The organism is Psychroflexus maritimus (genome assembly GCF_011089875.1).
Lineage (GTDB): Bacteria > Bacteroidota > Bacteroidia > Flavobacteriales > Flavobacteriaceae > Psychroflexus > Psychroflexus maritimus.
In genome coordinates this window covers 17,964-40,174 of sequence record NZ_JAANAS010000041.1, presented here as the reverse complement: position 1 = coordinate 40,174, position 22,211 = coordinate 17,964, and the positions used below count along the sequence as shown (strand labels likewise).

Sequence of the window (22,211 nt, the reverse complement as noted above, 5' to 3'; positions counted from 1 at the left end):
TTAATTTGTGTTTTTTGTAGGTTTTTTTCTGCTTTTTATTTTGTCACTTCTTACTTAGTACATATATTTGCAGTGGATGAAGTTTTTTCATAATAGATTGGTTAGTTAATTCAAAGCCTTGCTCGCCTGAGCGGGGCTTTGTTGTTAATGAAAATCAACCTGCTTGTAGGTTATTTAATTGAGGTTTGTTGAATAAATTTAGAAATAGCATATAGTTAAGATGGAACATTTTAGGTTAACCAATATAGAAAATGAGCCGGTACAGCTTTCAAAAATAGTTGATTCTAATCAGCTTAGCCTTTTTTTGGTTTACCACCAATTTTGTTTAGGATGTACGGGAAGGGCAATACCTATGGCTTGGGAAATAGCCCAAAAACATCAATGGATAAATGTCAATTTAATTCATTCTAATTTAGGCGGACAAAAATTCACAAAGCAAGAATTATTGTCGGTTTTTGTTCATCAAAAAAGTCCGCTACCCATTTATATAGACAACGAACATCTGATGTACGATTTTTATGAGGCCGAGGGAACGCCAACTTGGTTGTTTTTTGACCAGCAAGGAAAACTCATCAAACACATTTTTGGTTCTCAACATAATGCAAAGAACAGGATTTTGTATTTTTTGGATGAGTTTAAAAATAGTTAGTCATCTCAATTTTGAATTTAAATGAATAATAGTTACGCATCTTGACACAACTCTATCAAAACACCATGATTAGATTTTGGGTGTAAAAAGGCTATTATTTTTTGGTCGGCTCCCGGTTTAGCTTCTTTATTGATTAATTGAAACCCCTCCGTTTCTAGACGTTTAATCTCTTTATTAATATTATCAACAGCAAACGCAATGTGATGGATGCCTTCGCCTTTTTTTTCAAGGTACTTGGCAATTGGACTAGAAGAAGAGGTAGCTCCTAGAAGTTCAATTTTACTTTCTCCAGTTTCAAAAAAAACGGTTTTAACCCCCTCAGAAGCAACCTCTTCTTCTTTGTATGCCTTTTTATTGAAAAGAAGTTCGTAAGTTTTAGTAGCTTCTTCAATATTGTTTACGGCAATACCAATATGTTCAATTTTTCTCATTATTATTTTTTAAAATTAAAAGCCGAAATTTTTTATATTTCGGCTCAGGAATTTTTTGATGCTTAAGTTTACTTAATTTTAAATGTTACCACAGGTCGTTTAGCATGATTAACAAGATCTTCACTAAGGCTACCATTAATTAGGCGGCTCAATCCTTTTCTACCATGGGTACCAATACCTATAACATCGGCTTTTACTTTCCTTGCATAATTCAAAATGCCGTCTTCTGTGTTTTTGTCGCTTTGAACAGTTACGTGATAGTTTCCTTCGCCTACAGCACTTTTAAACGATTTAATGCGATCATCAATGTCTTTTGAAGTTTTAAATTTAGCAGGTGTATTGATGAAAACCACATCAATTTCAACGTTTAACTTTTCCGCAAAACTCAAGGCCTGTTGAAATGATTTCGCTGTTTCAATAGAGAGATTGGTGGCATAAACAAACTTTTTTGCATCAAATTCTTCTTGATTGTGTTTGACCACTAAAACAGGAATTTCAGAATACCTAACCACTTTTTCTGTGTTAGAACCAATAAAGACTTCCTTCGCTCCTTCGGCTCCGTGAGACCCCATAATAATCAAGTCGCAGTTATTGTTTTGACTTACCTCCATAATTCCTTCAAATGCAGCACTAAATTCAACTGTTTCATGAATCTTTAGGTCTTTTAAATAAGGTTTTTCCATAGCTTCTGTAAAGCGTTGGTGAGCTAACTTCATAAAAAATATAGATTCAGGGAGATTTTGGCTAGAACTTCCTTTATCTACTAAATCTAAGGGCAGGTCTAATAGGTGTAGAAGAAAAATTTCTCCATCATGTTTCTTTGCTATCTGCGCCGCAATCTTAAGAGCCGATTCGGCTAAAGGTGAAAAATCGGTAGGAACTAGTATTCTTTTCATTTTGTTATTATTTGTTATAAATGTACAATTTTGTTAAGTATTTAGCAAAAATAAGTAGAATGTTTTTTGTAAAAAACGATTTTTGTCATTTCAGCGATAAAATTTGATTGAATTGATTGATTAACTTAATTAAGATACTTGTGTTTACACGTGTATAATTTTAATTCTAGAAAAACTATTTGGTTTAAACTTTTGTATCTTAGTTAGTTTAATGATTTGTCTTTAATTTTTAATCTTATGAATATAAATCTCATAAAGTTTTTTAATTAGCATAAAATACCTATATTTGCACCGAATTAAAACGAGGATGGAGGGGACTAATTATGTTCCCTTTTTTTGGTACTTATGTCAAATTTAAAGGAAAAGTCAACTGTATTTTTAAACGAAGCGCTCGAGGAGAATTCTTCGCTGTTTCTGATTAAACATGAGGTCACTTCAGATCACCAGATACGTGTGATTATAGATAGTGACGACAATGTGTCTATTCAGGATTGTATAGCGGTAAGTAGAAAAATAGAACATCAATTAGACCGTGATGAGGTTGATTTTTCTGTAGAGGTGGCTTCACCTGGAGTTTCAGAACCTTTGGTCTTGCCGCGTCAATTTAAGAAAAATCTTGGCAGAAAACTTGAGGTTAAGCTTAAAGATGGCGTGCAAATTAAAGCCGATTTGGTAGGGGTAAATGATGACTTTATTTCTTTAGAATGGAAAGCTAGAGAGCCAAAACCTATTGGTAAAGGAAAGCATACCGTAAATATAACAAAAGACCTTCCTTACGATGAAATTGAAATAGCTAAAGTGATGGTAATATTTAATAAAAAATAGTATGGAAAATATTGATTTAATCAATTCGTTTTCAGATTTTAAAGATAACAAGCTAATTGATAGAGTAACCTTAATGGCTATTTTAGAAGAGGTTTTTAGAGGTGCTTTAAAAAGAAAATTTGGACAAGATGATAATTTTGATATAATCATAAATCCCGATAAAGGTGATTTAGAAATTTGGCGTAATAGAATTGTAGTAAATGACGGTGAAGTTGAAGATGATAACCAAGAAATTTCGTTATCTGCTGCTAGAAAAATTGAACCCGATTTTGAGGTTGGTGAGGATGTTTCTGAAGAAGTGAAATTGTCTGATTTAGGTAGAAGAGCTATTTTGTCACTTCGTCAAAACTTAATCTCTAAAATTCACGAGCATGATAATACCAACATATTTAAGTACTTTAAAGATTTAGAAGGTGAGATTTATACTGCTGAAATTCATCATGTTAGGCATAAAGTGGTTATTTTAGTGGATGACGATGGAAACGAATTAGTTCTCCCAAAAGAACACCAAATACCTAGCGATTTTTATCGAAAAGGAGATAGCGTTAGAGGGGTTATTCACAGTGTAGAGCTCAGAGGTAATAAACCTAATATTATACTTTCTAGGACTTCGCCTCAATTTTTAATTAAATTGTTTGAGCAAGAAATCCCGGAGGTTTTTGATGGTTTAATTACCGTTCAAAATGCTGTTCGAATTCCTGGTGAAAAAGCCAAAGTGGCTGTTGATACTTATGATGATCGTATTGATCCAGTTGGAGCCTGTGTGGGGATGAAAGGGTCTAGAATTCACGGAATTGTAAGGGAATTAGGCAATGAAAACATTGATGTAATTAATTATACAACCAATAATCATCTTTATATAACCAGAGCTTTAAGCCCTGCTAAAGTTTCTTCCTTAAAAATTAATGAAGAAAACAATACCGCTGAAGTTTCGCTCAAGCCCGATGAGGTTTCTAAAGCTATTGGAAGAGGAGGGCATAACATCAGACTTGCAGGAAAACTTACCGGGTTTGAAATTGAAGTCTTTAGAGAAGGCGTTGAAGATGACGTAGAATTATCTGAATTTAAAGATGAAATTGATGACTGGATTATCAAAGAGTTTACTAAGATTGGTTTAGATACAGCTAAAAGTATTTTGGAACAAGAGGTAGATGATTTAGTAAGAAGAACAGACCTAGAAGAAGAAACTATTTACGAAGTAGTACGAATTTTAAAAGAAGAATTTGAAGAATAGTATTACATAAACTATTCTTTGTGTATTTTTGACACGAAATTATATTGGCAATTTATGGCTGAAGAGAAAAAAATAAGATTAAATAAGGTTTTAAGAGAGTTTAATATTTCATTAGACCGAGCAGTAGAATATTTAACTGCTGAAGGTCATGAAATTGAAGCTAGACCTACTACAAAAATTTCTAACGAAGTTTACCAACTTTTATCTGATAAATTTGAAACAGATAAAAGTAAGAAGGTGGCTTCTAAAGAGGTTTCTGAAGAAAAAAAGAAAGAAAAGGAGGAGCTTAAAAAGCAACGTGAAAAAGAACTTCAGCTAATAAAAGAGAAAGAGGAAGCCGCTAGAAAAGAACGTGAGAAACAAGAAGAAATTCTCCGTGCTAAGAAAGAGTTGGCTAAACCTAAAACAGTGGGTAAAATTGATCTTGAAAAGAACAATAAGTTTGCTCAAAAGCCTTCTGGTGAATCCAATAAAAAACAAAAACCTCAGCCTAAAAAAGAAGATGCTAAATCGGATGCTAAAAGGACTGAAAATAAACCTCAAAAAAAGGAAGCTGAAAAAATAACTCAGATCGAAAAAACTAAAGTTCCTAATCAACCGGCTCAACGAAATGAAGCCGAACCTGGTGAAACCGATAACGGTCATGTAGAAACTAAGTATAAAAGACTGAAAGGACCAAATTTTACTGGTGATAAAATTGATTTAGGTAAGTTTAACGATAAAAAGAAAAAAGAAAAACCAAAAGACAATAACGCTAACAAAAAACGTAAGCGCAAACGTATTGTTAAAGATAAGCCTGGAACTTCAAACACAGGTAAACGACCTTTCGACAAAAACAAACCTACGGGTAAAGGAAGAAGAAATAATAAGCCTGCACCGCGTGTTGTAAAAGAAGAGCCTTCTGCAGAAGAAGTACAAAAACAAGTTAGAGAAACGCTTGAAAAACTTCAAGGTAAAGGAGGAAAAAATAAAGCTGCTCGATATAGAAAAGATAAAAGACAGCAACACAAAGAAAAAACACAACAAGAACTTGACCAACAAGAAAAAGAAAGCAAAACATTAAAAGTAACCGAGTTCGTTACAGTTAATGAAGTGGCTATTATGATGGATGTTTCTGTAACTAAAATCATTTCCGCTTGTATGTCGCTTGGTATGATGGTAACAATGAACCAACGTCTTGATGCAGACACACTGAGTGTAGTTGCAGAAGAGTTTGGTTACGATGTTGAATTTATAAGCGAAGACGCTGAAGAAGACATTGAAGTTGAAGAAGAAAATCCAGACGACTTAGAGCCGCGTGCACCAATTGTTACTGTTATGGGCCACGTTGACCACGGTAAAACTTCTTTACTTGATTTTATTAGAGAAGAAAACGTGATTGCTGGCGAAAGCGGAGGAATTACTCAGCATATTGGTGCTTATGGAGTGAAGTTAAAAGGAGGTCAGAAAATAGCTTTCTTAGATACACCTGGTCACGAAGCCTTTACAGCTATGCGTGCTAGAGGAGCAAAAGTAACAGATATTGCTATCATTGTAATTGCTGCAGATGACGATGTAATGCCGCAAACTAAAGAAGCCATTTCACATGCTCAAGCTGCAGGTGTTCCTATTGTATTTGCTATCAACAAAGTAGATTTACCAACAGCTAATCCAGAGAAAATTAAAGAAAAACTGGCTGCCATGAATTTACTTGTAGAGGATTGGGGAGGTAAAGTTCAATCACATGATATTTCTGCTAAAAAAGGAGATGGCGTTGAAGACCTCTTAGAAAAAGTATTACTAGAAGCTGAATTGCTAGACCTAAAAGCAAATCCTAACCGACTAGCCAAAGGTACAGTAGTTGAAGCTTTCTTAGATAAAGGTAGAGGTTATGTTTCTACCATTTTAGTTCAATCTGGAACTTTGAAAATTGGTGATTATATTTTAGCTGGTACTACAAGTGGTAAAATAAAAGCCATGCACGATGAGCGTGGAAAGAAAATCAAAGAGGCTGGGCCTTCTACTCCCGTTTCAATTCTTGGTTTAGATGGCGCCCCACAGGCAGGAGATACTTTCCAAGTAATGGAAGACGAAAGAGAAGCTAAAGATATTGCTTCTAAACGAACCCAACTTCAACGTGAGCAAAGCGTTAGAACAAAGAAACATATTACCCTTGATGAAATTGGAAGAAGAATTGCTATAGGTGATTTCAAAGAATTAAATGTAATTCTTAAAGCTGATGTTGATGGTTCTGTAGAAGCCTTAACAGACAGTCTTCAAAAACTTTCAACCGAAGAAATACAGGTAAATATTATCCATCGAGGGGTAGGTGCAATTACTGAATCTGACGTGTTATTAGCTTCGGCTTCAGATGCGGTAATTATTGGATTTAATGTAAGACCTGCTGGTGCAGCTAGACAATTAGCCGATAAAGAAGAGATTGATATTAGAGCTTACTCAATTATCTATGATGCTATAAACGACATCAAAGATGCCATGGAAGGTATGCTTTCTCCTGAATTGAAAGAAGAGATTACAGGAAATGCAGAAATTAGAGAAACTTTCAAAATTTCTAAAGTTGGAACCATTGCTGGTTGTATGGTAACTTCAGGTAAGATTTATAGAAATTCGAATATTCGCATTATCCGTGATGGAATTGTAGTACACACCGGAACTCTTACTGCGCTTAAACGTTTTAAAGATGATGTAAAAGAAGTTTCTAAAGGCTATGATTGTGGTATGCAAATAAAGAATTACAACGATATCAAAATTGGAGATATCATTGAAGCTTATCAAGAAGTAGAGGTTAAAAAGAAGCTTAAATAGTCAATATTTTAACTGAATTTATATTAAAAGTCGGCTTAGGAATAAGTCGGCTTTTTTAATTTTTATACCAATTTGATTATTAAACACCATTATTTTTTCCTAGATAAGACAATGATTAGTTTACATCTTGTACGAACAGAATGGTAATAATGAACAGGGAAATTTAGCAGGAAATGAATGAGCTAAATAGTTACATTTGATGGTTAAGTTGGTATTAAACTCCAGCCAAAAAAAAAGCCTGAAAATTAATTCAGGCTTTCTCACTAACACACTAAGATTATAGGTTTTATCTGAAACGGTCAACAGATTTTACGAGATCTTCGTCCTTTTTAATGGCTTTATTAGCCAATACTAAAAACACGATAGAAACAAGGGGCACAAACATCCCAATACCTTTCTCTGAAACTTGCGTTTCTCCAGATAAGTTTAGTGACCAGTAAACAAAAAATCCTATTATAAAAAAGTTGATAAGTATATTTATTCTTCCTAAAACAAACTGCAGCTTTCTGTTTTTAAAAAGAAATATACTTATTAATGCCAAAACTGCTGAAGCACTTACACCAATTAAACTAGGAGCGAAATTAAAGGCAAACTGAACCTCTAGACTTTCGTTTTTCCATAGCGGAAAAGTGCTAAGTAATAAAGAAGAAAGTATAACTACCACCAATAAATAAAGGCTTTGTTTTCTTTGTATCATATTACATCTAAATTTCGTACAAAAATAATTGATTTTTTAAATTAAGCTGTGTAAAATTAAAATAATGTTGTATAATTGCAGTATAATTCTTCGCATAAGGGTTTAAGTAACCAACAATCAAATACTTATTATACAAAATATTTAATGTATTCATGTTAGAAATAATCGAATTAAAATCAATGAAATTGACTGAGTTACAGGCAATGGCTAAAGAACTCAGAATCCCAAAATTTAGAAGCTTAAAAAAATTAGATCTCGTTTATCAAATTCTTGATTTTCAGGCAGCTAACCCTCATAAAGTTAAAGAGGTTCTCAATAAAGATAAAAATGAGACCAAATCAGAGGCAGTTCAAGCTGTTTCTTCTGCTGGTGCATTTAAAGAAACTCCTAAAAATTCTAATGACTTGGCTAAAGAAAATTTGGAAAAGCAGCAAAGACGAAAACGCATTAAGAAAAACGATCCTGTTGCAAAAAAACAGAAGCCTAAAGATCAACCCCAGAAGTCTCCTAGTCCTAAGCATTCTCCTAAAGTTAGTCACCCCAAAAAAGAAGTTACTTCTGAAAAACCTCAAGAAAAAAACGAGGCTAAATCACAAACTAAACCAGAAAAAAGGTTCGATAAAAAGCCTGAACAGAAAAATACTTCTTCAAAACCAGAAGTAAAACCTAAAAAACAACACACGAACAAATCTAGTAAAGACCAATCTAAACCTACTAAACCCGAATCTAGAAAACAAGATTCAACTTCAATTAATAAAAATAAATATACCAAACCCGATTACGAGTTTGACGCAATCATAGAAAGTGAAGGCGTTTTAGAATTAATGCCTGACGGATATGGTTTTTTAAGGTCTTCCGATTATAACTACTTATCTTCTCCAGATGACATTTACTTATCTCAGTCACAAATAAAATTATTTGGGTTAAAAACAGGTGATACAGTATTAGGTCAAGTTAGACCCCCAAAAGAAGGTGAAAAATATTTTCCTTTAATACGCATAAATAAAATTAATGGATTAGACCCTCAAGTGGTAAGGGATCGTGTTTCATTTGAACACTTAACCCCTCTTTTTCCTCAAGAAAAATTTAAGTTAGCTGAACGAAGAGCAAGTGTTTCTACTCGTATCATGGACTTGTTTTCGCCAATTGGTAAGGGGCAGCGAGGAATGATTGTTTCTCAACCTAAAACAGGTAAAACAATGCTATTAAAAGATATAGCTAATGCAATTGCTGCCAACCATCCTGAGGTTTATCAAATTGTATTGCTTATTGATGAGCGTCCCGAAGAGGTTACCGATATGCAGCGAAATGTAGATGGTGAAGTAATTGCTTCTACTTTTGATAAAGAGGCTCATGAACACGTAAAAGTAGCTAATATTGTCATTGAAAAAGCAAAGCGTTTGGTAGAAAGCGGTCATGATGTAGTCATTTTACTTGATTCTATTACCCGCTTGGCTAGAGCTTATAACACCGTACAACCGGCTTCTGGAAAGGTGTTGAGTGGAGGGGTAGATGCTAACGCACTGCACAAACCAAAACGCTTTTTTGGAGCAGCTAGAAATATTGAAAACGGTGGTTCTTTATCCATTATTGCTACAGCATTAACCGATACAGGTTCTAAAATGGACGAAGTCATTTTTGAAGAGTTTAAAGGAACAGGAAATATGGAACTTCAATTAGATCGAAGAATAGCTAATCGAAGAATATTCCCTGCAATCGATCTAAACTCATCAAGTACAAGACGTGATGATTTATTACTGCCTGAAAATGTAGTACAAAAAATGTGGATTATGAGACGTTACTTAGCCGATATGAACCCTATTGAAGCAATGGAATTCATTAATGATAGAATTAAACAATCAAAATCAAACGAAGAATTTTTGATTTCTATGAATGGTTAATCTTGTGTCTAGAAGAATATAACTTATTGATTTTTCGATCAAAACCCTTGCTTTTCTGTAAGGGTTTTTTGTTTTATGGTTTTCAATATAACTGTTGCTTAACCATCTATTTTTAGATTTTTAATTATTGAATGAAATTTAAAAAGTTCTGTTTTTTCCAGTAATTATAAATTAAAATCAGTTCACTCAGCATTCAAAAAATATTTACCTTTGTTACTCAGATTATTATAATTATTATCCTAAATCACGCTTGAGGTTATTATTTATAAAGAGCTTTAAGCAATAACAAGTTGTAGTTTACTATAAAACAAAAAGAATTATGCACATAGCTATTATAGGAAGTGGAACAATGGGTAGCGGAATTGCTCAAGTTGCAGCAACAGCCAATTGCAAAGTGAAGCTTTATGATACTAAAAAAGAAGCTTTAGAAAAAGCAAGCAATTCATTAGATAAAATTTTAAACCGCTTAATTGAAAAAGGTCGAATTGATGAAGTCGAGAAAAAAAGAATTCAAGGCAATATTTCTTATGTAGAAAGTTTACAAGATTTACACGACGCCGACTTAACCATAGAGGCTATTGTAGAAAACCTTCAGGTGAAACAAAATGTTTTTCAGGAGCTGGAAGGCATTCAAAAGAAAGATGCGATTATGGCAAGTAATACTTCCTCCTTGTCTATTGCTTCAATAGCCTCTTGTTTAAAAAATCCTGAACGTTGTATTGGAATTCACTTTTTCAATCCTGCGCCCTTAATGCCATTGGTAGAAATTATTCCAGCTGTTCAAACTTCTGTAAAAGTTTTTAATCAAGTTTTTTCTATTATTCAGTCTTGGGATAAAGTGGCGGTAAAAGCAAAAGATACACCTGGCTTTATTGTAAACCGTGTAGCGCGTCCGTTTTATGGAGAAGCATTGCGAATTTATGAAGAAGGCTTTGAGGGTTTACCCGAAGGCGAAAAAGGATTCGCCACCATTGATTGGGCCATGAAAAGCATCGGCAAATTTAGAATGGGGCCTTTTGAATTAATGGATTTTATTGGAAATGATGTGAATTATACCGTAACTGAAACAGTGTTTACTGCTTTTTATTTTGACCCACGATACAAACCCTCATTTACACAAAAACGATATGCTGAAGCAGGATATTTAGGAAGGAAATCGGGTAGGGGTTACTACAATTATGCAGAAGGAGCCGAAAAAGCAAACCCCATTCAAGATGAAGCTTTAGGAAATAAAATTTTTAATCGGATTTTGGTGATGCTTATTAACGAAGCAGCCGATGCTTTATTTTTAAAAATTGCCACCGCTAAAGATATTGATTTAGCCATGACCAAAGGAGTGAATTACCCTAAAGGTCTGCTGAAGTGGGCTAACGAAAAAGGCATTGATTGGTGTGTGGAAGAAATGGATAAATTATACGATACATACCGAGAAGATAGGTACCGATGTAGTCCGTTGTTGAGGAAGATGAGCGAGAAAAGAGAGGTTTTTGAGATTTAAATTTACAGCTTTGATTGTTTGTTTTTAAAATAACTAATCTGAAAATTACATTTACTTTTTGAATTTAAGAATTCACAAATTAAGAGAGATAAATAGATTAAAACTAGATGAGCTCAACAAAAATACCGCACAAAATGCTTTCTCTTGACCCATTTAGTTCGTGGTTGGGAATAGAAATTATTGAAGTAAAAATTGGTTATTGTAAATTAGGTCTTCGCATAAGAAAAGAAATGCTGAATTCCATGCAAAAAGCGCATGGAGGAATTACCTATTCATTGGCCGATACTGCTTTTGGGTTTGCTGCAAATACCCACGGTAAATTTGCAGTATCAATAGAAACTTCGATTAATCATATTGAAGCACTTCAGGAAGAAGATTATATTACCGCCGAAACTAAACTAGAGTTATCTAAGAACAAACTCGGTTTTCAGGTGGTTGAAATCAAACGAGGCGAAGAGCTTGTGGCTTTGTTTAAAGGTGTTGTTTATCGTACTTCTAAAGAGTGGGAGGTTGATTAGTACGAACCGCAATGCAACTTACTGTTGAAAAAGTCTTATGACGTAAGCTCAAATTGAGTTTATTGAATATGCGATAATTGGGAAATTTGAAAGTTTTTGATGTTGGTTTCTAATATAAAAACCCAAAATGCCACAACGGAATTACATTTCCAAAACCATTAATTATATCATCTTTCACGATATATGAATTAGGTATGTTTTCAATTTGTTTTTTCTTTTTGTTTTTACCTCCAATTTCAAATTGGAAGTCTTCCACTTGAAAATCAACTTTTGCAGACAGACTAATCGTATGTTTGACACTAACTTGATTGAGAAAAAATGTTTCTCTAAGTGTTCCAATATTCGTTTTATCTTCACTTAAAGCCATAGCTAAGTTGGTGTTTTCCAGATAGATTTTTTCGGTTTTACCAATACTTCTTATACCTATTTTAGGAAGTGAAATTTGTATGATAAGTCCTGCCTCTTCTAAGTAGTTTAAGTAATCAGCAATATTATTTCTACTTACTCCTACTATTTCAGCAATTTTACTAAAGTTCGGTTTAAAGGGAACGCTTGTGGCAATTATGCTTAGAAGATGCTTAATTTTTCTTGCGGTCGAAATATTCATCCCAGCAAAGAAAGGAATATCAACTTCCATGGTTTGATTAATTATTTGGCGAAGACGAATTTCAAAATCATCTTCTAAGGAAAATGGATAATATCCTGAATTCAAATAGGTGGTAAAATAAGGGAGAGGCGCTTCAAGAGAAGAAAAATCTGCTTTTAATTGAAGTATTTCCGTCAGGCTGTATGCGGGTAAATTAATTTGATGAAACAAACCTAGGTATTCCCTAAATGATAACCCCCTCATAAAGTAAATAATGGCTCTTCTGCTTAAATCTGCATTCCCTTTTTTAATGTCTAAAACAGATGAGCCTGTAAATATGACTTGTAAATTTGGATGTAAATCGTAGATTAACTTTAATTCTTTTGACCATTTTTCGTATTTGTGAATTTCATCTATAACAAGGTGTTTTCCTCCATAGTTGACAAATTCAGTGGCTAGCTCAATCAGTGTATGTGTACTAAAAAACAAGTCCTCAGCTGTTACATAAAGTGCCTTTTTCTCATCGAGTGATTGCTTGATATATTGAAGCACCAAGGTTGTTTTGCCAACACCTCTAGCCCCTATAATTCCAATTAACCTATTGTTCCAATTGATTTCGTTGTGTAAATATCTTACAAATTTAGTATCAACTTGTTTAAGTAGATTAGTCGAATATTCAATTAATTGATTCATTTCTAATAGTTTGGCGCAAAAATACAAAAAACGCACTATAATAGTGCATAAAACCACAAAAAACGCACTATTATAGTGCATTTTTTTTACTCAACTATCCTTAAGTTGACGATTTGCGTTAGGGATTGAACGAAAAGCCCGTAAAATGGATTGCCTTATATTTTTTTGTTTTGAAAAGCGACCGGCAGGAAGCTCTTGCAAAACATTTAAAAATAGAGGCAAAACATTGCGGACTTGAAGTGAAAGCGCGTAATACGCCATAAAAAAAGGCAATCTTATTTAGAATACGATTACCTTTTCTAACCTTATTAAATTTATTTTTATACGTCTTGCCCTTTCATCATTTTGTTCCAATAGAGGTAGGGAAGTCCGTATTTTTTAAGCATCCATAGTCTCCAATGTTCTTTTGCAGAATTGAAAACCAACATTTTTTTCAAATTAGGGTCTGGAGTAAAATTACCTTCATAATCAAATTCTGCCAATGCCATTTTGCCAAAACCAGTAACAAGCGGACAAGAAGAATAACCTTTGTAAGACTCGTTTTGTGCTTGTTGATTGTTCATTAATTGCACGAGGTTATCAACTACAACGGGCACTTGCTTTCTAATTGCGGCGCCTGTTTTAGCCGTTGGTAACCCAGCAACATCACCTAATCCAAAAATATTTTTATGGGTATTATGTTGTAATGAATTGATGTTCACATCTAACCAGCCTGCATCATTTACTAAACTTGATTCTCTCACAAATTTAGGTGCTGCTTGTGGTGGAGCTAAGTGAAGCATATCAAAAGGAACTTCAATATTGGTAACTCCTGAAATTTTTTCACCAATTTCTTTAGATTCGTTAGTGACACACTGATTTTCATCATCGCCTACATATTGAAAAGTAATAATTTTTTTCTTCGTATCAATCAGTTTTGGCGCGTAAAATGGTTTGAAGACCATTCCGTAACGTTCTACTACTCGGGTAAGTGTATCTCTAATTTGCTTTACACCAAATAAAACAGAGCCTGGTGTAGCATAAACTACTCTTGCATCAATATTGTTTTGCTTGAAATAGTCGGCTGCCAAATAAGCTATTTTCTGCGGTGCACCACCACATTTTATTGGGGTTGTAGGTTGAGTAAATATGGCATTTCCTCCTTTAAAATTTTTAAGCACTTCCCACGTATGCTTAGGGTCTGTGTAATTACTACATACAACGCCTTTATCTAAGGCATCTTCTAATCCATCTAACATACTTGGTTCCATGACTAATCCTGGAGCAACTACTAAATAATTGTAAGTAATTAATCCATTTTCTTTCGTGGCTACAGCATTATTTTCTGGCTGAAACTCGGTTGCGTAATCTTTAATCCAAGTCACTCCTTCTGGAATTAACTCTTTCATTGGCTTGGCAGTGTCTTCATAATCGTAAGTCCCAGCTCCAACAAGTGTCCATGCAGGTTGGTAATAATGTTTGTTGGCAGGATCAATTATAGCTATGCTTAATTGCTTGTTTTTCTTCTGTAATTGAGCGGCGGTCATGATTCCTGCTGTTCCTCCTCCAATGATTAAAACTTCAAATTTTGATTTCATCTTTTATTATTTAATTGTTAGTTAAATGCAATGCCTCTTGGTGCATAGCGCTACTTTCATTAAGTCTATTATAGAATTAATAGGTGTAGATGTTTTGCTAAACTAACTTTTTATCAAATATAAGTGGTGAAATTTGAATTTAATGTAACTTATGTTACATTAAAATGTTAAATCCTTAGTTTTCAATTGTCTATTAATCTGAGTTGAATTATAATTATAAAGTCAAAATCAATAAGTATATACAGTTATAAGGTAATTTTTTGAAGGATAGCCTTAGCTATCGTGATTAAAATTAACGCAATAAATAGGTGTTCTTATTTGAATGAAATCGAGTAATCCAACTCAGGTTATAATAAAACTCACAGCTAAATTGATGTGTAAATTTGTTGTAGCAATTGCTTGTAAAGATAGTTTTTCATTATTTAGTAAGAGAGGCAGTTCCGTGCATCCCAGAATTACTCCATCAGCTTGTTTGTGGTAGTTTTCAATAAGTTGCTTATAATATGTTTTTGCTGCTTGAGTAAAGACTCCTTGCGTTAGCTCTTTAGAAACATAATGATGTGATTGTTCAATATTTGTTTGGTCTGGAATAATTACTTCAATAGCATATTTTTCTCTTAAGTATTCTTTTAAAAAAGCCTTCGTCATTGTTGGTTTATTGCCTAGGAGTAATAGCTTTTTAAGTTTTAATTTCTGAGCTTCTTTAGCAACGGCATCTCCAATATGCAAAAACGGAATAGTGATTTTTGGTTGGACATAATTAACCGCCATGTGTGGGGTGTTAGCGGCTATGATTATAGCTTTTGCCCCAGCTTGTTCTAACTTTTTAGCCACCTCTAAGTATTTGGCGTTTATCTCATCTATGTTCTGTCTTCTCATAACATCAATATTGATGCTGTAGATAATAAGCTCAGGGTTTTGATCACTTCCTATTTGTTCACTAACAAGTCGGTTGATTTCTTTATAATATTCTACGGTCGAGTGGTATGAGGTACCTCCAATAATTCCTAAAGTTTTCATTTATTTGATTTTAAAATTAATAGCTAACTTATACTTCATAAGAAGAATTGAAATTATTTTTACATTAGGCTTAACTCTTTTAAAAACTTGACTGTTCAATTTTTCTTCCATGAACAGGTTGCTCTTCTCTGTAATTTTTGATGGGCATTAAATATTTGAGCATTTCTACTTGTTCTAGAGATACTAAGATAGGTTTTTCGAAAATAATCCATCTTACTCCTTCACGGCAGGGTGGGGTGGTAAGTGAGCCAACATAAGTAAAGTAATTTTTGTTGGAAGGTAAATTTAAATTCATATCAAAAGAACGATTAATTAATTTTTCTTCTCCTTTTTGAATAGGCAGAAAACTTTCTAAAAAATCGAAAGGTTCGCTGTTATGGCCTTCTTTAGCTAGTATTTCAATAACTAAAAGTTCACCATTTTTTGCTTGATGGACTAAGTGAATTGCCAAAGGATAACGAACTCCATCTATTAAATGTTCTGCTGGTTCGTGAAAATGAAATTGAGTTAAGTTATAGTTTTTTCCCTCCCAACTTATATAATCGCCAGGTTCAAAATTATACTTTATAGTATGCCCATTATTTTCTACGCTGTGTAAGACTGTTTTTTCATCGTATCTAAAATCAATAGGCTTTAAGTTCTTATTTTTTGTGTACTTAACAAGATTGATAGGCGATTGAAAATTTCCGCCACACTCCGAATTATTTGTTAATTCTTTCCAATGTTCAGGACCTGCCTCGCCTTCGTAACTCCATTCTTGATGATTGCTTAGTTTGTCTTTTTCTATTGATTTGTTTTCATCTTCTTTACAGCCTAATACAAGCAAAAAGATAGTTAAGTATAAATAAGTGATTTTCATTTTAATTTTTATTGTTAAATTCAATAGACCAAATTCCTCTTACTTGATTTACATCGTAGCCAATAGCTTTATCTTCAGGATAAAATTTTAAAATTTTATCATAAGTTTCTTCTTGAATTTGCTTACCAATATCACCATGGCATTTTAGGCACATATCATTGGTAACAATTGGGTAATAGAAGTTTGCTTTATTCCCATTTTCTTCCACAATAGGTTGGGGGGCTTTACCAGCTTGAATCTGTTGACTAAACTTTTGTATGTACTCTATTTCTTTTTCTGAAGCCTTATTGGCTGGATTTCTATTTTTATCTGAAACTCGTTTAATAGTTGCGTTATGAACAGTTGCCATGGAATCGGTTAATGGCATAGCTCTCACATTACAAAATTCTAAAGCGTGAATTACCCCTTCTTTTTGAATAGCTCCCATAAGGTTTTTTCCTAGTTGAGCTTTAGTAGATTTAGCGTAATTAAGACCTATACTAGCTAAATCTTTTTCTTGTTCACCTTCATTCCATTTTTTACCTGTTTGCTCATAATTGTCGCCATGATTCTCTTGCCAGTGTTTTTTGAACCAATCAGGCTCTTCTATTTTATATTCGTACATAAAATGAGCAATGGCCTCAATTTCTTCTTGGCTATACTTTTGATAAGGCATTATTCCAAAACGTTTTATAGCTCCCTTTAGTTTAGCTTTTTCTTTTGAAGGCTTTTCAACAAAATGCCCTATACTTTGCATGAACTCTTCTTTGGTAGAAGCATCTTTTAAGTATCTAGCTTTAATTGCTGGCATTGGTGGACCAATTCTGTTTTTTTCTGAAGAAGTAGGGTTGTGGCATAAATAGCATTTATTTTCCATTGCTTTTTTGCCTTTTTTTGCTAATTCATCTGAAGCCAATCCGTGCTCTTCTGAATTTTTTTCGTAAGTAGTTTCTTTATTTTTTTTACAAGCTGTAAAAAATAACAAAATGCCACTTATTAATACGATTGCTTTTTTCATCACTTCTTTTATTGTTAGGTTGAGCCACCAAAAATAAAGTTAATGAAATTATTAACATGTAACATAAGTTACAAGTAAAAAAAAACCGCTCATTATTTGAGCGATTTCTTTTAAAAGTCAATTTCAATAACGAAATTTTTATTTTACATCTTTCTTAGCTAAGTACCAAGTGGTTTTATCAAGACTGTCATCAGCCATACGTTCTTCGTACTCTTTCAGGTTTTTAGGCGGTGGTACGATAGCTTTATCTCCTTTTTTCCAATCGAGGGGACAAGCTACACCATTTTCATCAGAAAATTGCAATGCTTCAAGCGCTCTTAAAATTTCGTCCATGTTTCTACCAATATTTAAAGGGTAGTACATAATTAACCTAATTTTCTTTTTGGGGTCAATAAAAAATACTGCTCTAACAGCAGCGGTTTCACTTTCATTAGGTTGCAACATTCCATAAAGCTTAGAAACTTTCATATCGATGTCTGCAATGATTGGAAAATCTAAATAAACTCCTGTGTTTTGCTTAACGCTATCTACCCAACCAATATGTGAGTGAATAGAATCAATACTTAGTCCTAGAAGCTCTGTATTTAATGCAGTGAATTCATCTTTTCTTTCTGCAAATCCACTCATTTCAGTAGTACAAACAGGTGTAAAATCTGCTGGATGAGAAAACATGACAATCCACTTGTCTTTAGCAAAACCATCTAATTCAATGTTTCCTTTTGTTGTTACTGCCTTGAAATTAGGTGCATCATCACCGATTTTTGGCATGGTGAAAATTTCTTTTTCTTCGTTCATTATTTCATTTTTTTCCATAGTTAAAAACTTTTAAGTTACACTGCAAAAATAAATAAAACTTATAGTTGTAAGTGTTACATTTGTTACACTAAAAGTTAAATAAAACACAAAAGTCGTTTGATTATCAAACGACTTTCAATTCTGCATTAGTTAAGGTAGTTACAATCTTCCTTCCACAAGTTTTTTGGGTAGGAATGATTTTACGTCAAAAACGACAGCTTTCTCTGTTTTAATTTCATCAAATTTAATTTCAAGAAATTCATTATGTGAAACAGCTAAAATAATGGCATCGTATTTTTTATTTAGTTGATTGCATTTTTCAATAAGCTGAATTCCGAATAATTGTTTTACTTCTTCGGGGTTAGCCCATGGGTCAAGTACATCAACATTCATGTTGTAAGATTTTAGTTCATTGATTACATCAATAGCTTTGGTGTTTCTTGTGTCAGGACAATTTTCTTTAAAAGTGATACCTAAAACTAAGGCATTTCCATTTTTAACTTTAGCTTCTTTATTAAGCATAAGTTTGATTACTTCATTAGCTACATATTTCCCCATCCCATCATTCATTCTTCTTCCAGAAAGAATAATTTCTGGATTATAGCCTACTTCAAGTGCTTTTTGTGCCAAGTAATAAGGGTCAACACCAATACAATGTCCACCTACTAGTCCAGGTGTATATTTAATGAAGTTCCATTTAGTTGCGGCAGCTTCTAGCACTGCATCAGTATCAATATCAAGGAGTCTAAAAATTTTAGCAAGTTCGTTTACAAAAGCAATATTGATATCACGTTGTGAGTTTTCAATAACTTTAGCGGCTTCGGCTACCTTAATGCTTGGCGCAAGGTGTGTGCCAGCAGTAATTACAGAGGCATAGACTTCATCAATAAGCTTAGCTGCTTCTGGTGTACTACCCGAGGTAACCTTTAAAATTTTAGTAACGGTATGCTTTTTATCGCCTGGATTAATACGTTCTGGAGAGTATCCTACATAAAAATCGCTGTTCATTTGGAGGCCTGACTTATGTTCTAAGACGGGTACACATTCATCTTCGGTAACGCCAGGATATACCGTAGATTCGTAAACCACGATATCCTCTTTTTTTAAGACTTTACCAATGGTTTCACTAGCTTTGATTAGCGGGGTTAAAACAGGTTGTCTGTTTTTGTCGGTTGGAGTAGGAACAGTAACCACAAAGAAATTATAATCATCTAAGTCATCAACTTGGTCTGTTAGGTGTAATCCATATCCATTTTCGTTTATTTTTAGCACTTTTTGAAGCTCGTAATCATCTACCTCTAAAGTATGGTCATGTCCATTTTGAAGTTCTTTTACTCGTTCTGAGTTAATATCAAATCCAATTACTTTGTATTTTTCTGCAAAAGCTACTGCCAATGGTAAACCTACATAACCTAATCCTATGATAGCGATTTTTTGTTCTTTGTTCATTTGTAAAAATTTATATTTTATAGAATTTGATGATTTTAATTAAATTTTCAAAAGTTTTCTTGATTAGTTTTTTTAAATTGGTTGTTTTTGTTACTAATTATTTACAAATATAAGTTTTATGTTTGTATTGTAAAACAAATAATTAGGTTTGCCTTTTATTTATTTGAATTTAAAGTAAATTTAATTTTCATTAATCTTTTTATTTACAAAGAATGGCTAATTTTTATTCTTTTGTTATTCCAGTTTTTAACCGGCCGGATGAAGTTGATGCTTTGCTTGAAAGTATTTCCAAATTATACATAAAAGATCTCTTTTTTGAAGTTTTAATTATTGAAGATGGCTCTACTCTTCAGGCGAATCATATTTGTTCAAAATGGCAAGCTAAAATTCCTGTGAGTTATTATATGAAATCGAATACAGGACCTGGCGATTCCCGTAATTTTGGCATGCATAAAGCAAAAGGTAATTACTTTATTATTTTAGATTCTGACGTAAGTTTACCTCCACATTACTTGAAAACTGTTGATGATTTTTTGCAAGCTCACCCAAAAATTGATTTTTGGGGTGGCGCAGACCGAAGTAAAAAAGATTTCTCTGCTATTCAAAAAGCTATTGATTTTAGTATGACTTCCTTCCTTACTACTGGTGGGATAAGAGGGAGTAAAAATAAGATTACATCTTTTGAGCCTAGAAGCTTTAATATGGGAATTTCAAAACAGGCCTTTGAGGCTTCTGGTGGTTTTGGTAAAATTCACCCTGGCGAAGATCCCGATCTTTCTTTAAGACTTAAAGACTTAGGCTTTAAATCGGCTTTTATAGCTAAGGCTTATGTGTTTCATAAAAGGCGAATTAATTTAAAGAAATTTCAGCAGCAAATAAGAAAATTTGGCTTAGTAAGACCAATTTTAATGAAATGGCATCCAAGATCAAAAAAAGCAACGTTCTTTTTGCCAAGTCTTTTTGTAATTAGCCTTTTAACTAGCCTTGTTTTATTTATTCTACAACTTAAGCTTTTGTTCTATAGCTTTGTTATTTACTTTATGTTACTGATGCTTCACTCTTTGTTGATTCACAAGTCTTTTAAAATTTCCTTACTTGCAGTGGTTACTTCGTTTATTCAATTATATGTTTATGGTACCGCTTTTTTGGAGAGTTATTATTTTATTCATACCTTACAAAAAGATGAAACAAAACAATATCCTGATTTATTTTTTGATTAAATGATAAAGAAAGACTTTACTAAACATTATAGAAAAACCGATTGGAAAATTATTTCCTATTTTGTGTCATTCACTTTTTTTATTTGGCTTTTATTGCAATTAAGTAAAACTACTACGCATACTTTTGAGGTACAATTAATTATTGAAAATCTGCCTGTTGAAATAGAACTTGAACACAAAAACTTAGAAGTAGCAGTAGAAATGTCTGGTTTTCAGCGGATAAAAAAAATGATGAGGACGCCTCAATTAATTCTTTCGGCTGATGATGAACTTCAACTGAAGAAAAATAAAATACGCTTAAATTCTAGGCAAGTAAAAGCAGTAATTAAAAATAAATTTGATGTTAGAGACACTTCTAAAATAGATTTTCGCCCAAAAGAAATTGCCTTTATAGAAAAGGAAAAAAAGCTTATTTCAATACGTTTTAAAGAAAAAATTAGTTTTGAAAAAGGCTATAATAGTTTAAGTGGAATAAATTATTCTTCTAAACAAGTAGAAGTAGTTGCACCAGATTTTATCTTAGACACCTTATCAACTATTGAAGCTGAATCTCTTATTTTACCAAATTTATCAAACAATCAAGAAGGAAAAATTGAATTAATTAATCCAGCACCTAAATTTATTGAATTGTCTCAAACTAATTTAAATTATCAGTTACAAGTAGAGGCAACAACTGAAAAAGAATTTCAAATTCCTGTAGAAGTTGAAAATTTACCAACAAACTTTAGCATAAAGACTTTCCCCGAGCTAATCAAAATTAAATTTGAGGTTCCTATTTCGGCTTACGAAGAGATTCAACCGGAAGATTTTAAGATTAAGATTGACTTTAATGCTAGACTGGAAGGTCAAAGTGTGCTTTTTCCTAAATTAACTCGTTGTCCTAAAAATGTACTGAATCCTAAAGTTTTTCCTGTTACAATTGATTATCTACTAAAAGCCAAGAAAGATGAATAAACCAAAAATTATTGGATTAACAGGTGGTATTGGTAGTGGAAAAACAACCGTAGCCAAAATGTTTAAAAAATTAGGGGTGCCTATTTTTATTGCTGATATTGAAGCCAAACGATTAATGAATGAATGTGCTGAATTAAAACAAAAAATAATTTCAATTTTTGGAGAACAAGCTTATCAAAATCAGCAATTGAACCGAAAGTATATTGGAAAACAGGTTTTTAAAGATGAAGAATTGCTGAATAAGCTCAATGAAGTAGTTCATCCTGCTGTACAAGATGCCTTCGAATTATGGCATAAAAATCAAAATGCTTCCTACGTTTTATACGAAGCGGCCATTTTGTTAGAAAAAGGCAGAGCTAGCTATTTTGATAAAATTATATTAGTGATTGCTTCAGAAAGAGAAAGAATTAGACGAATAAAAACAAGAGACGGAGCTTCTGAGGCACACATAAAAGAACGAATGAACAATCAATGGAATGATGATAAGAAGAGAAAATTTGCAGATTTTGTAATAAAAAACGATATTTTAGATAAAACTAAAGAAAAAGTTTTTAAAATTCATAAATTATTAGAAATAAATTAATTTTTTTATAAAAAAAGCAAGTTA

20 protein-coding genes are annotated in these 22,211 nt (G+C 33.0%); 10 read left to right on the top strand and 10 right to left on the bottom strand.

Features of this window, described 5'->3' with window-relative positions:
- Window positions 1–220: 220 nt before the first annotated feature.
- Window positions 221–649, top strand: a complete 429-nt coding sequence (locus G7034_RS05775) for a TlpA family protein disulfide reductase (RefSeq protein WP_166400020.1) — start codon at window positions 221–223, stop codon at window positions 647–649.
- Window positions 650–681: 32 nt separating this feature from the next.
- Here G7034_RS05775 and mce read toward each other — a convergent pair whose 3' ends face one another.
- Both mce and G7034_RS05765 read right to left on the bottom strand, forming a co-directional pair.
- Window positions 682–1,080 (bottom strand): methylmalonyl-CoA epimerase, encoded by a 399-nt coding sequence (gene mce / locus G7034_RS05770; RefSeq protein ID WP_166400019.1) that lies wholly within the window; start codon window positions 1,078–1,080, stop codon window positions 682–684.
- 68 nt (window positions 1,081–1,148) lie between these two features.
- Window positions 1,149–1,976, bottom strand: a complete 828-nt coding sequence (locus G7034_RS05765; protein ID WP_166400018.1) for a universal stress protein — start codon at window positions 1,974–1,976, stop codon at window positions 1,149–1,151.
- 345 nt (window positions 1,977–2,321) lie between these two features.
- Between G7034_RS05765 and rimP the strand changes: the two genes are divergently transcribed.
- From rimP to infB, 3 genes are read left to right on the top strand one after another with little or no spacing between them, the layout of a single operon-like run.
- Window positions 2,322–2,801 (top strand): ribosome assembly cofactor RimP, encoded by a 480-nt coding sequence (rimP, locus tag G7034_RS05760; RefSeq protein WP_166400017.1) that lies wholly within the window; start codon window positions 2,322–2,324, stop codon window positions 2,799–2,801.
- A gap of 1 nt (window position 2,802) precedes the next feature.
- Window positions 2,803–4,035, top strand: a complete 1,233-nt coding sequence (gene nusA, locus G7034_RS05755; protein WP_166400016.1) for a transcription termination factor NusA — start codon at window positions 2,803–2,805, stop codon at window positions 4,033–4,035.
- A 54-nt stretch (window positions 4,036–4,089) separates the two neighbouring features.
- Window positions 4,090–6,840: a translation initiation factor IF-2 gene (infB, locus tag G7034_RS05750; protein WP_166400015.1), complete on the top strand. Its 2,751-nt coding sequence runs from the start codon at window positions 4,090–4,092 to the stop codon at window positions 6,838–6,840.
- Window positions 6,841–7,126: 286 nt separating this feature from the next.
- Here infB and G7034_RS05745 read toward each other — a convergent pair whose 3' ends face one another.
- Window positions 7,127–7,537 (bottom strand): DUF4293 domain-containing protein, encoded by a 411-nt coding sequence (locus G7034_RS05745; RefSeq protein WP_166400014.1) that lies wholly within the window; start codon window positions 7,535–7,537, stop codon window positions 7,127–7,129.
- A gap of 152 nt (window positions 7,538–7,689) precedes the next feature.
- On the opposite strand from G7034_RS05745, the gene rho reads away from it, so the two are divergent.
- The 3 genes from rho (at window position 7,690) to G7034_RS05730 (ending at window position 11,454) form a co-directional block, all read left to right on the top strand.
- Window positions 7,690–9,438 (top strand): transcription termination factor Rho, encoded by a 1,749-nt coding sequence (gene rho / locus G7034_RS05740; protein ID WP_166400013.1) that lies wholly within the window; start codon window positions 7,690–7,692, stop codon window positions 9,436–9,438.
- A gap of 319 nt (window positions 9,439–9,757) precedes the next feature.
- On the top strand, window positions 9,758–10,936 hold the full coding sequence (locus G7034_RS05735) for a 3-hydroxyacyl-CoA dehydrogenase NAD-binding domain-containing protein (RefSeq protein WP_166400012.1): 1,179 nt from the start codon (window positions 9,758–9,760) through the stop codon (window positions 10,934–10,936).
- 107 nt (window positions 10,937–11,043) lie between these two features.
- The gene (locus G7034_RS05730) at window positions 11,044–11,454 is read left to right on the top strand and encodes a PaaI family thioesterase (RefSeq protein ID WP_166400011.1); all 411 of its coding nucleotides are present in this window, start codon (window positions 11,044–11,046) and stop codon (window positions 11,452–11,454) included.
- 109 nt (window positions 11,455–11,563) lie between these two features.
- Here G7034_RS05730 and G7034_RS05725 read toward each other — a convergent pair whose 3' ends face one another.
- The 7 genes from G7034_RS05725 to G7034_RS05695 all read right to left on the bottom strand — a co-directional run bounded on the left by G7034_RS05725 (window position 11,564) and on the right by G7034_RS05695 (window position 19,430).
- Window positions 11,564–12,733, bottom strand: coding sequence for an ATP-binding protein (locus G7034_RS05725; RefSeq protein WP_166400010.1), 1,170 nt, complete (start codon window positions 12,731–12,733; stop codon window positions 11,564–11,566).
- A gap of 320 nt (window positions 12,734–13,053) precedes the next feature.
- The gene (locus G7034_RS05720; RefSeq protein WP_166400009.1) at window positions 13,054–14,310 is read right to left on the bottom strand and encodes an NAD(P)/FAD-dependent oxidoreductase; all 1,257 of its coding nucleotides are present in this window, start codon (window positions 14,308–14,310) and stop codon (window positions 13,054–13,056) included.
- 342 nt (window positions 14,311–14,652) lie between these two features.
- The gene (locus G7034_RS05715; protein WP_166400008.1) at window positions 14,653–15,330 is read right to left on the bottom strand and encodes an aspartate/glutamate racemase family protein; all 678 of its coding nucleotides are present in this window, start codon (window positions 15,328–15,330) and stop codon (window positions 14,653–14,655) included.
- A gap of 79 nt (window positions 15,331–15,409) precedes the next feature.
- Window positions 15,410–16,189, bottom strand: coding sequence for a carbonic anhydrase (locus tag G7034_RS05710; RefSeq protein WP_166400007.1), 780 nt, complete (start codon window positions 16,187–16,189; stop codon window positions 15,410–15,412).
- 1 nt (window position 16,190) lies between these two features.
- On the bottom strand, window positions 16,191–17,186 hold the full coding sequence (locus tag G7034_RS05705; protein WP_187349866.1) for a c-type heme family protein: 996 nt from the start codon (window positions 17,184–17,186) through the stop codon (window positions 16,191–16,193).
- Window positions 17,187–17,324: 138 nt separating this feature from the next.
- Window positions 17,325–17,999, bottom strand: coding sequence for a peroxiredoxin (locus G7034_RS05700; protein WP_166400006.1), 675 nt, complete (start codon window positions 17,997–17,999; stop codon window positions 17,325–17,327).
- A gap of 141 nt (window positions 18,000–18,140) precedes the next feature.
- The gene (locus G7034_RS05695; protein WP_166400005.1) at window positions 18,141–19,430 is read right to left on the bottom strand and encodes a nucleotide sugar dehydrogenase; all 1,290 of its coding nucleotides are present in this window, start codon (window positions 19,428–19,430) and stop codon (window positions 18,141–18,143) included.
- Window positions 19,431–19,642: 212 nt separating this feature from the next.
- On the opposite strand from G7034_RS05695, the gene G7034_RS05690 reads away from it, so the two are divergent.
- From G7034_RS05690 to coaE, 3 genes are read left to right on the top strand one after another with little or no spacing between them, the layout of a single operon-like run.
- Window positions 19,643–20,650 (top strand): glycosyltransferase, encoded by a 1,008-nt coding sequence (locus G7034_RS05690; RefSeq protein WP_166400004.1) that lies wholly within the window; start codon window positions 19,643–19,645, stop codon window positions 20,648–20,650.
- A complete protein-coding gene (locus G7034_RS05685) occupies window positions 20,651–21,604 on the top strand; it encodes a YbbR-like domain-containing protein (RefSeq protein ID WP_166400003.1) in 954 nt (317 codons plus the stop codon).
- Window positions 21,597–22,187, top strand: a complete 591-nt coding sequence (gene coaE / locus G7034_RS05680) for a dephospho-CoA kinase (RefSeq protein WP_166400002.1) — start codon at window positions 21,597–21,599, stop codon at window positions 22,185–22,187. The genes G7034_RS05685 and coaE overlap by 8 nt, the downstream gene beginning before the upstream one ends.
- The last annotated feature ends 24 nt before the right edge of the window (window positions 22,188–22,211 follow it).

Coding starts and splice junctions, on each gene's coding strand:
- G7034_RS05775 (WP_166400020.1), top strand. CDS start 221: ATGGAACATTTTAGGTTAACCAATATAGAAAATGAGCCGGTACAGCTT.
- mce (WP_166400019.1), bottom strand. CDS start 1,080: ATGAGAAAAATTGAACATATTGGTATTGCCGTAAACAATATTGAAGAA.
- G7034_RS05765 (WP_166400018.1), bottom strand. CDS start 1,976: ATGAAAAGAATACTAGTTCCTACCGATTTTTCACCTTTAGCCGAATCG.
- rimP (WP_166400017.1), top strand. CDS start 2,322: ATGTCAAATTTAAAGGAAAAGTCAACTGTATTTTTAAACGAAGCGCTC.
- nusA (WP_166400016.1), top strand. CDS start 2,803: ATGGAAAATATTGATTTAATCAATTCGTTTTCAGATTTTAAAGATAAC.
- infB (WP_166400015.1), top strand. CDS start 4,090: ATGGCTGAAGAGAAAAAAATAAGATTAAATAAGGTTTTAAGAGAGTTT.
- G7034_RS05745 (WP_166400014.1), bottom strand. CDS start 7,537: ATGATACAAAGAAAACAAAGCCTTTATTTATTGGTGGTAGTTATACTT.
- rho (WP_166400013.1), top strand. CDS start 7,690: ATGTTAGAAATAATCGAATTAAAATCAATGAAATTGACTGAGTTACAG.
- G7034_RS05735 (WP_166400012.1), top strand. CDS start 9,758: ATGCACATAGCTATTATAGGAAGTGGAACAATGGGTAGCGGAATTGCT.
- G7034_RS05730 (WP_166400011.1), top strand. CDS start 11,044: ATGAGCTCAACAAAAATACCGCACAAAATGCTTTCTCTTGACCCATTT.
- G7034_RS05725 (WP_166400010.1), bottom strand. CDS start 12,733: ATGAATCAATTAATTGAATATTCGACTAATCTACTTAAACAAGTTGAT.
- G7034_RS05720 (WP_166400009.1), bottom strand. CDS start 14,310: ATGAAATCAAAATTTGAAGTTTTAATCATTGGAGGAGGAACAGCAGGA.
- G7034_RS05715 (WP_166400008.1), bottom strand. CDS start 15,330: ATGAAAACTTTAGGAATTATTGGAGGTACCTCATACCACTCGACCGTA.
- G7034_RS05710 (WP_166400007.1), bottom strand. CDS start 16,189: ATGAAAATCACTTATTTATACTTAACTATCTTTTTGCTTGTATTAGGC.
- G7034_RS05705 (WP_187349866.1), bottom strand. CDS start 17,186: ATGAAAAAAGCAATCGTATTAATAAGTGGCATTTTGTTATTTTTTACA.
- G7034_RS05700 (WP_166400006.1), bottom strand. CDS start 17,999: ATGGAAAAAAATGAAATAATGAACGAAGAAAAAGAAATTTTCACCATG.
- G7034_RS05695 (WP_166400005.1), bottom strand. CDS start 19,430: ATGAACAAAGAACAAAAAATCGCTATCATAGGATTAGGTTATGTAGGT.
- G7034_RS05690 (WP_166400004.1), top strand. CDS start 19,643: ATGGCTAATTTTTATTCTTTTGTTATTCCAGTTTTTAACCGGCCGGAT.
- G7034_RS05685 (WP_166400003.1), top strand. CDS start 20,651: ATGATAAAGAAAGACTTTACTAAACATTATAGAAAAACCGATTGGAAA.
- coaE (WP_166400002.1), top strand. CDS start 21,597: ATGAATAAACCAAAAATTATTGGATTAACAGGTGGTATTGGTAGTGGA.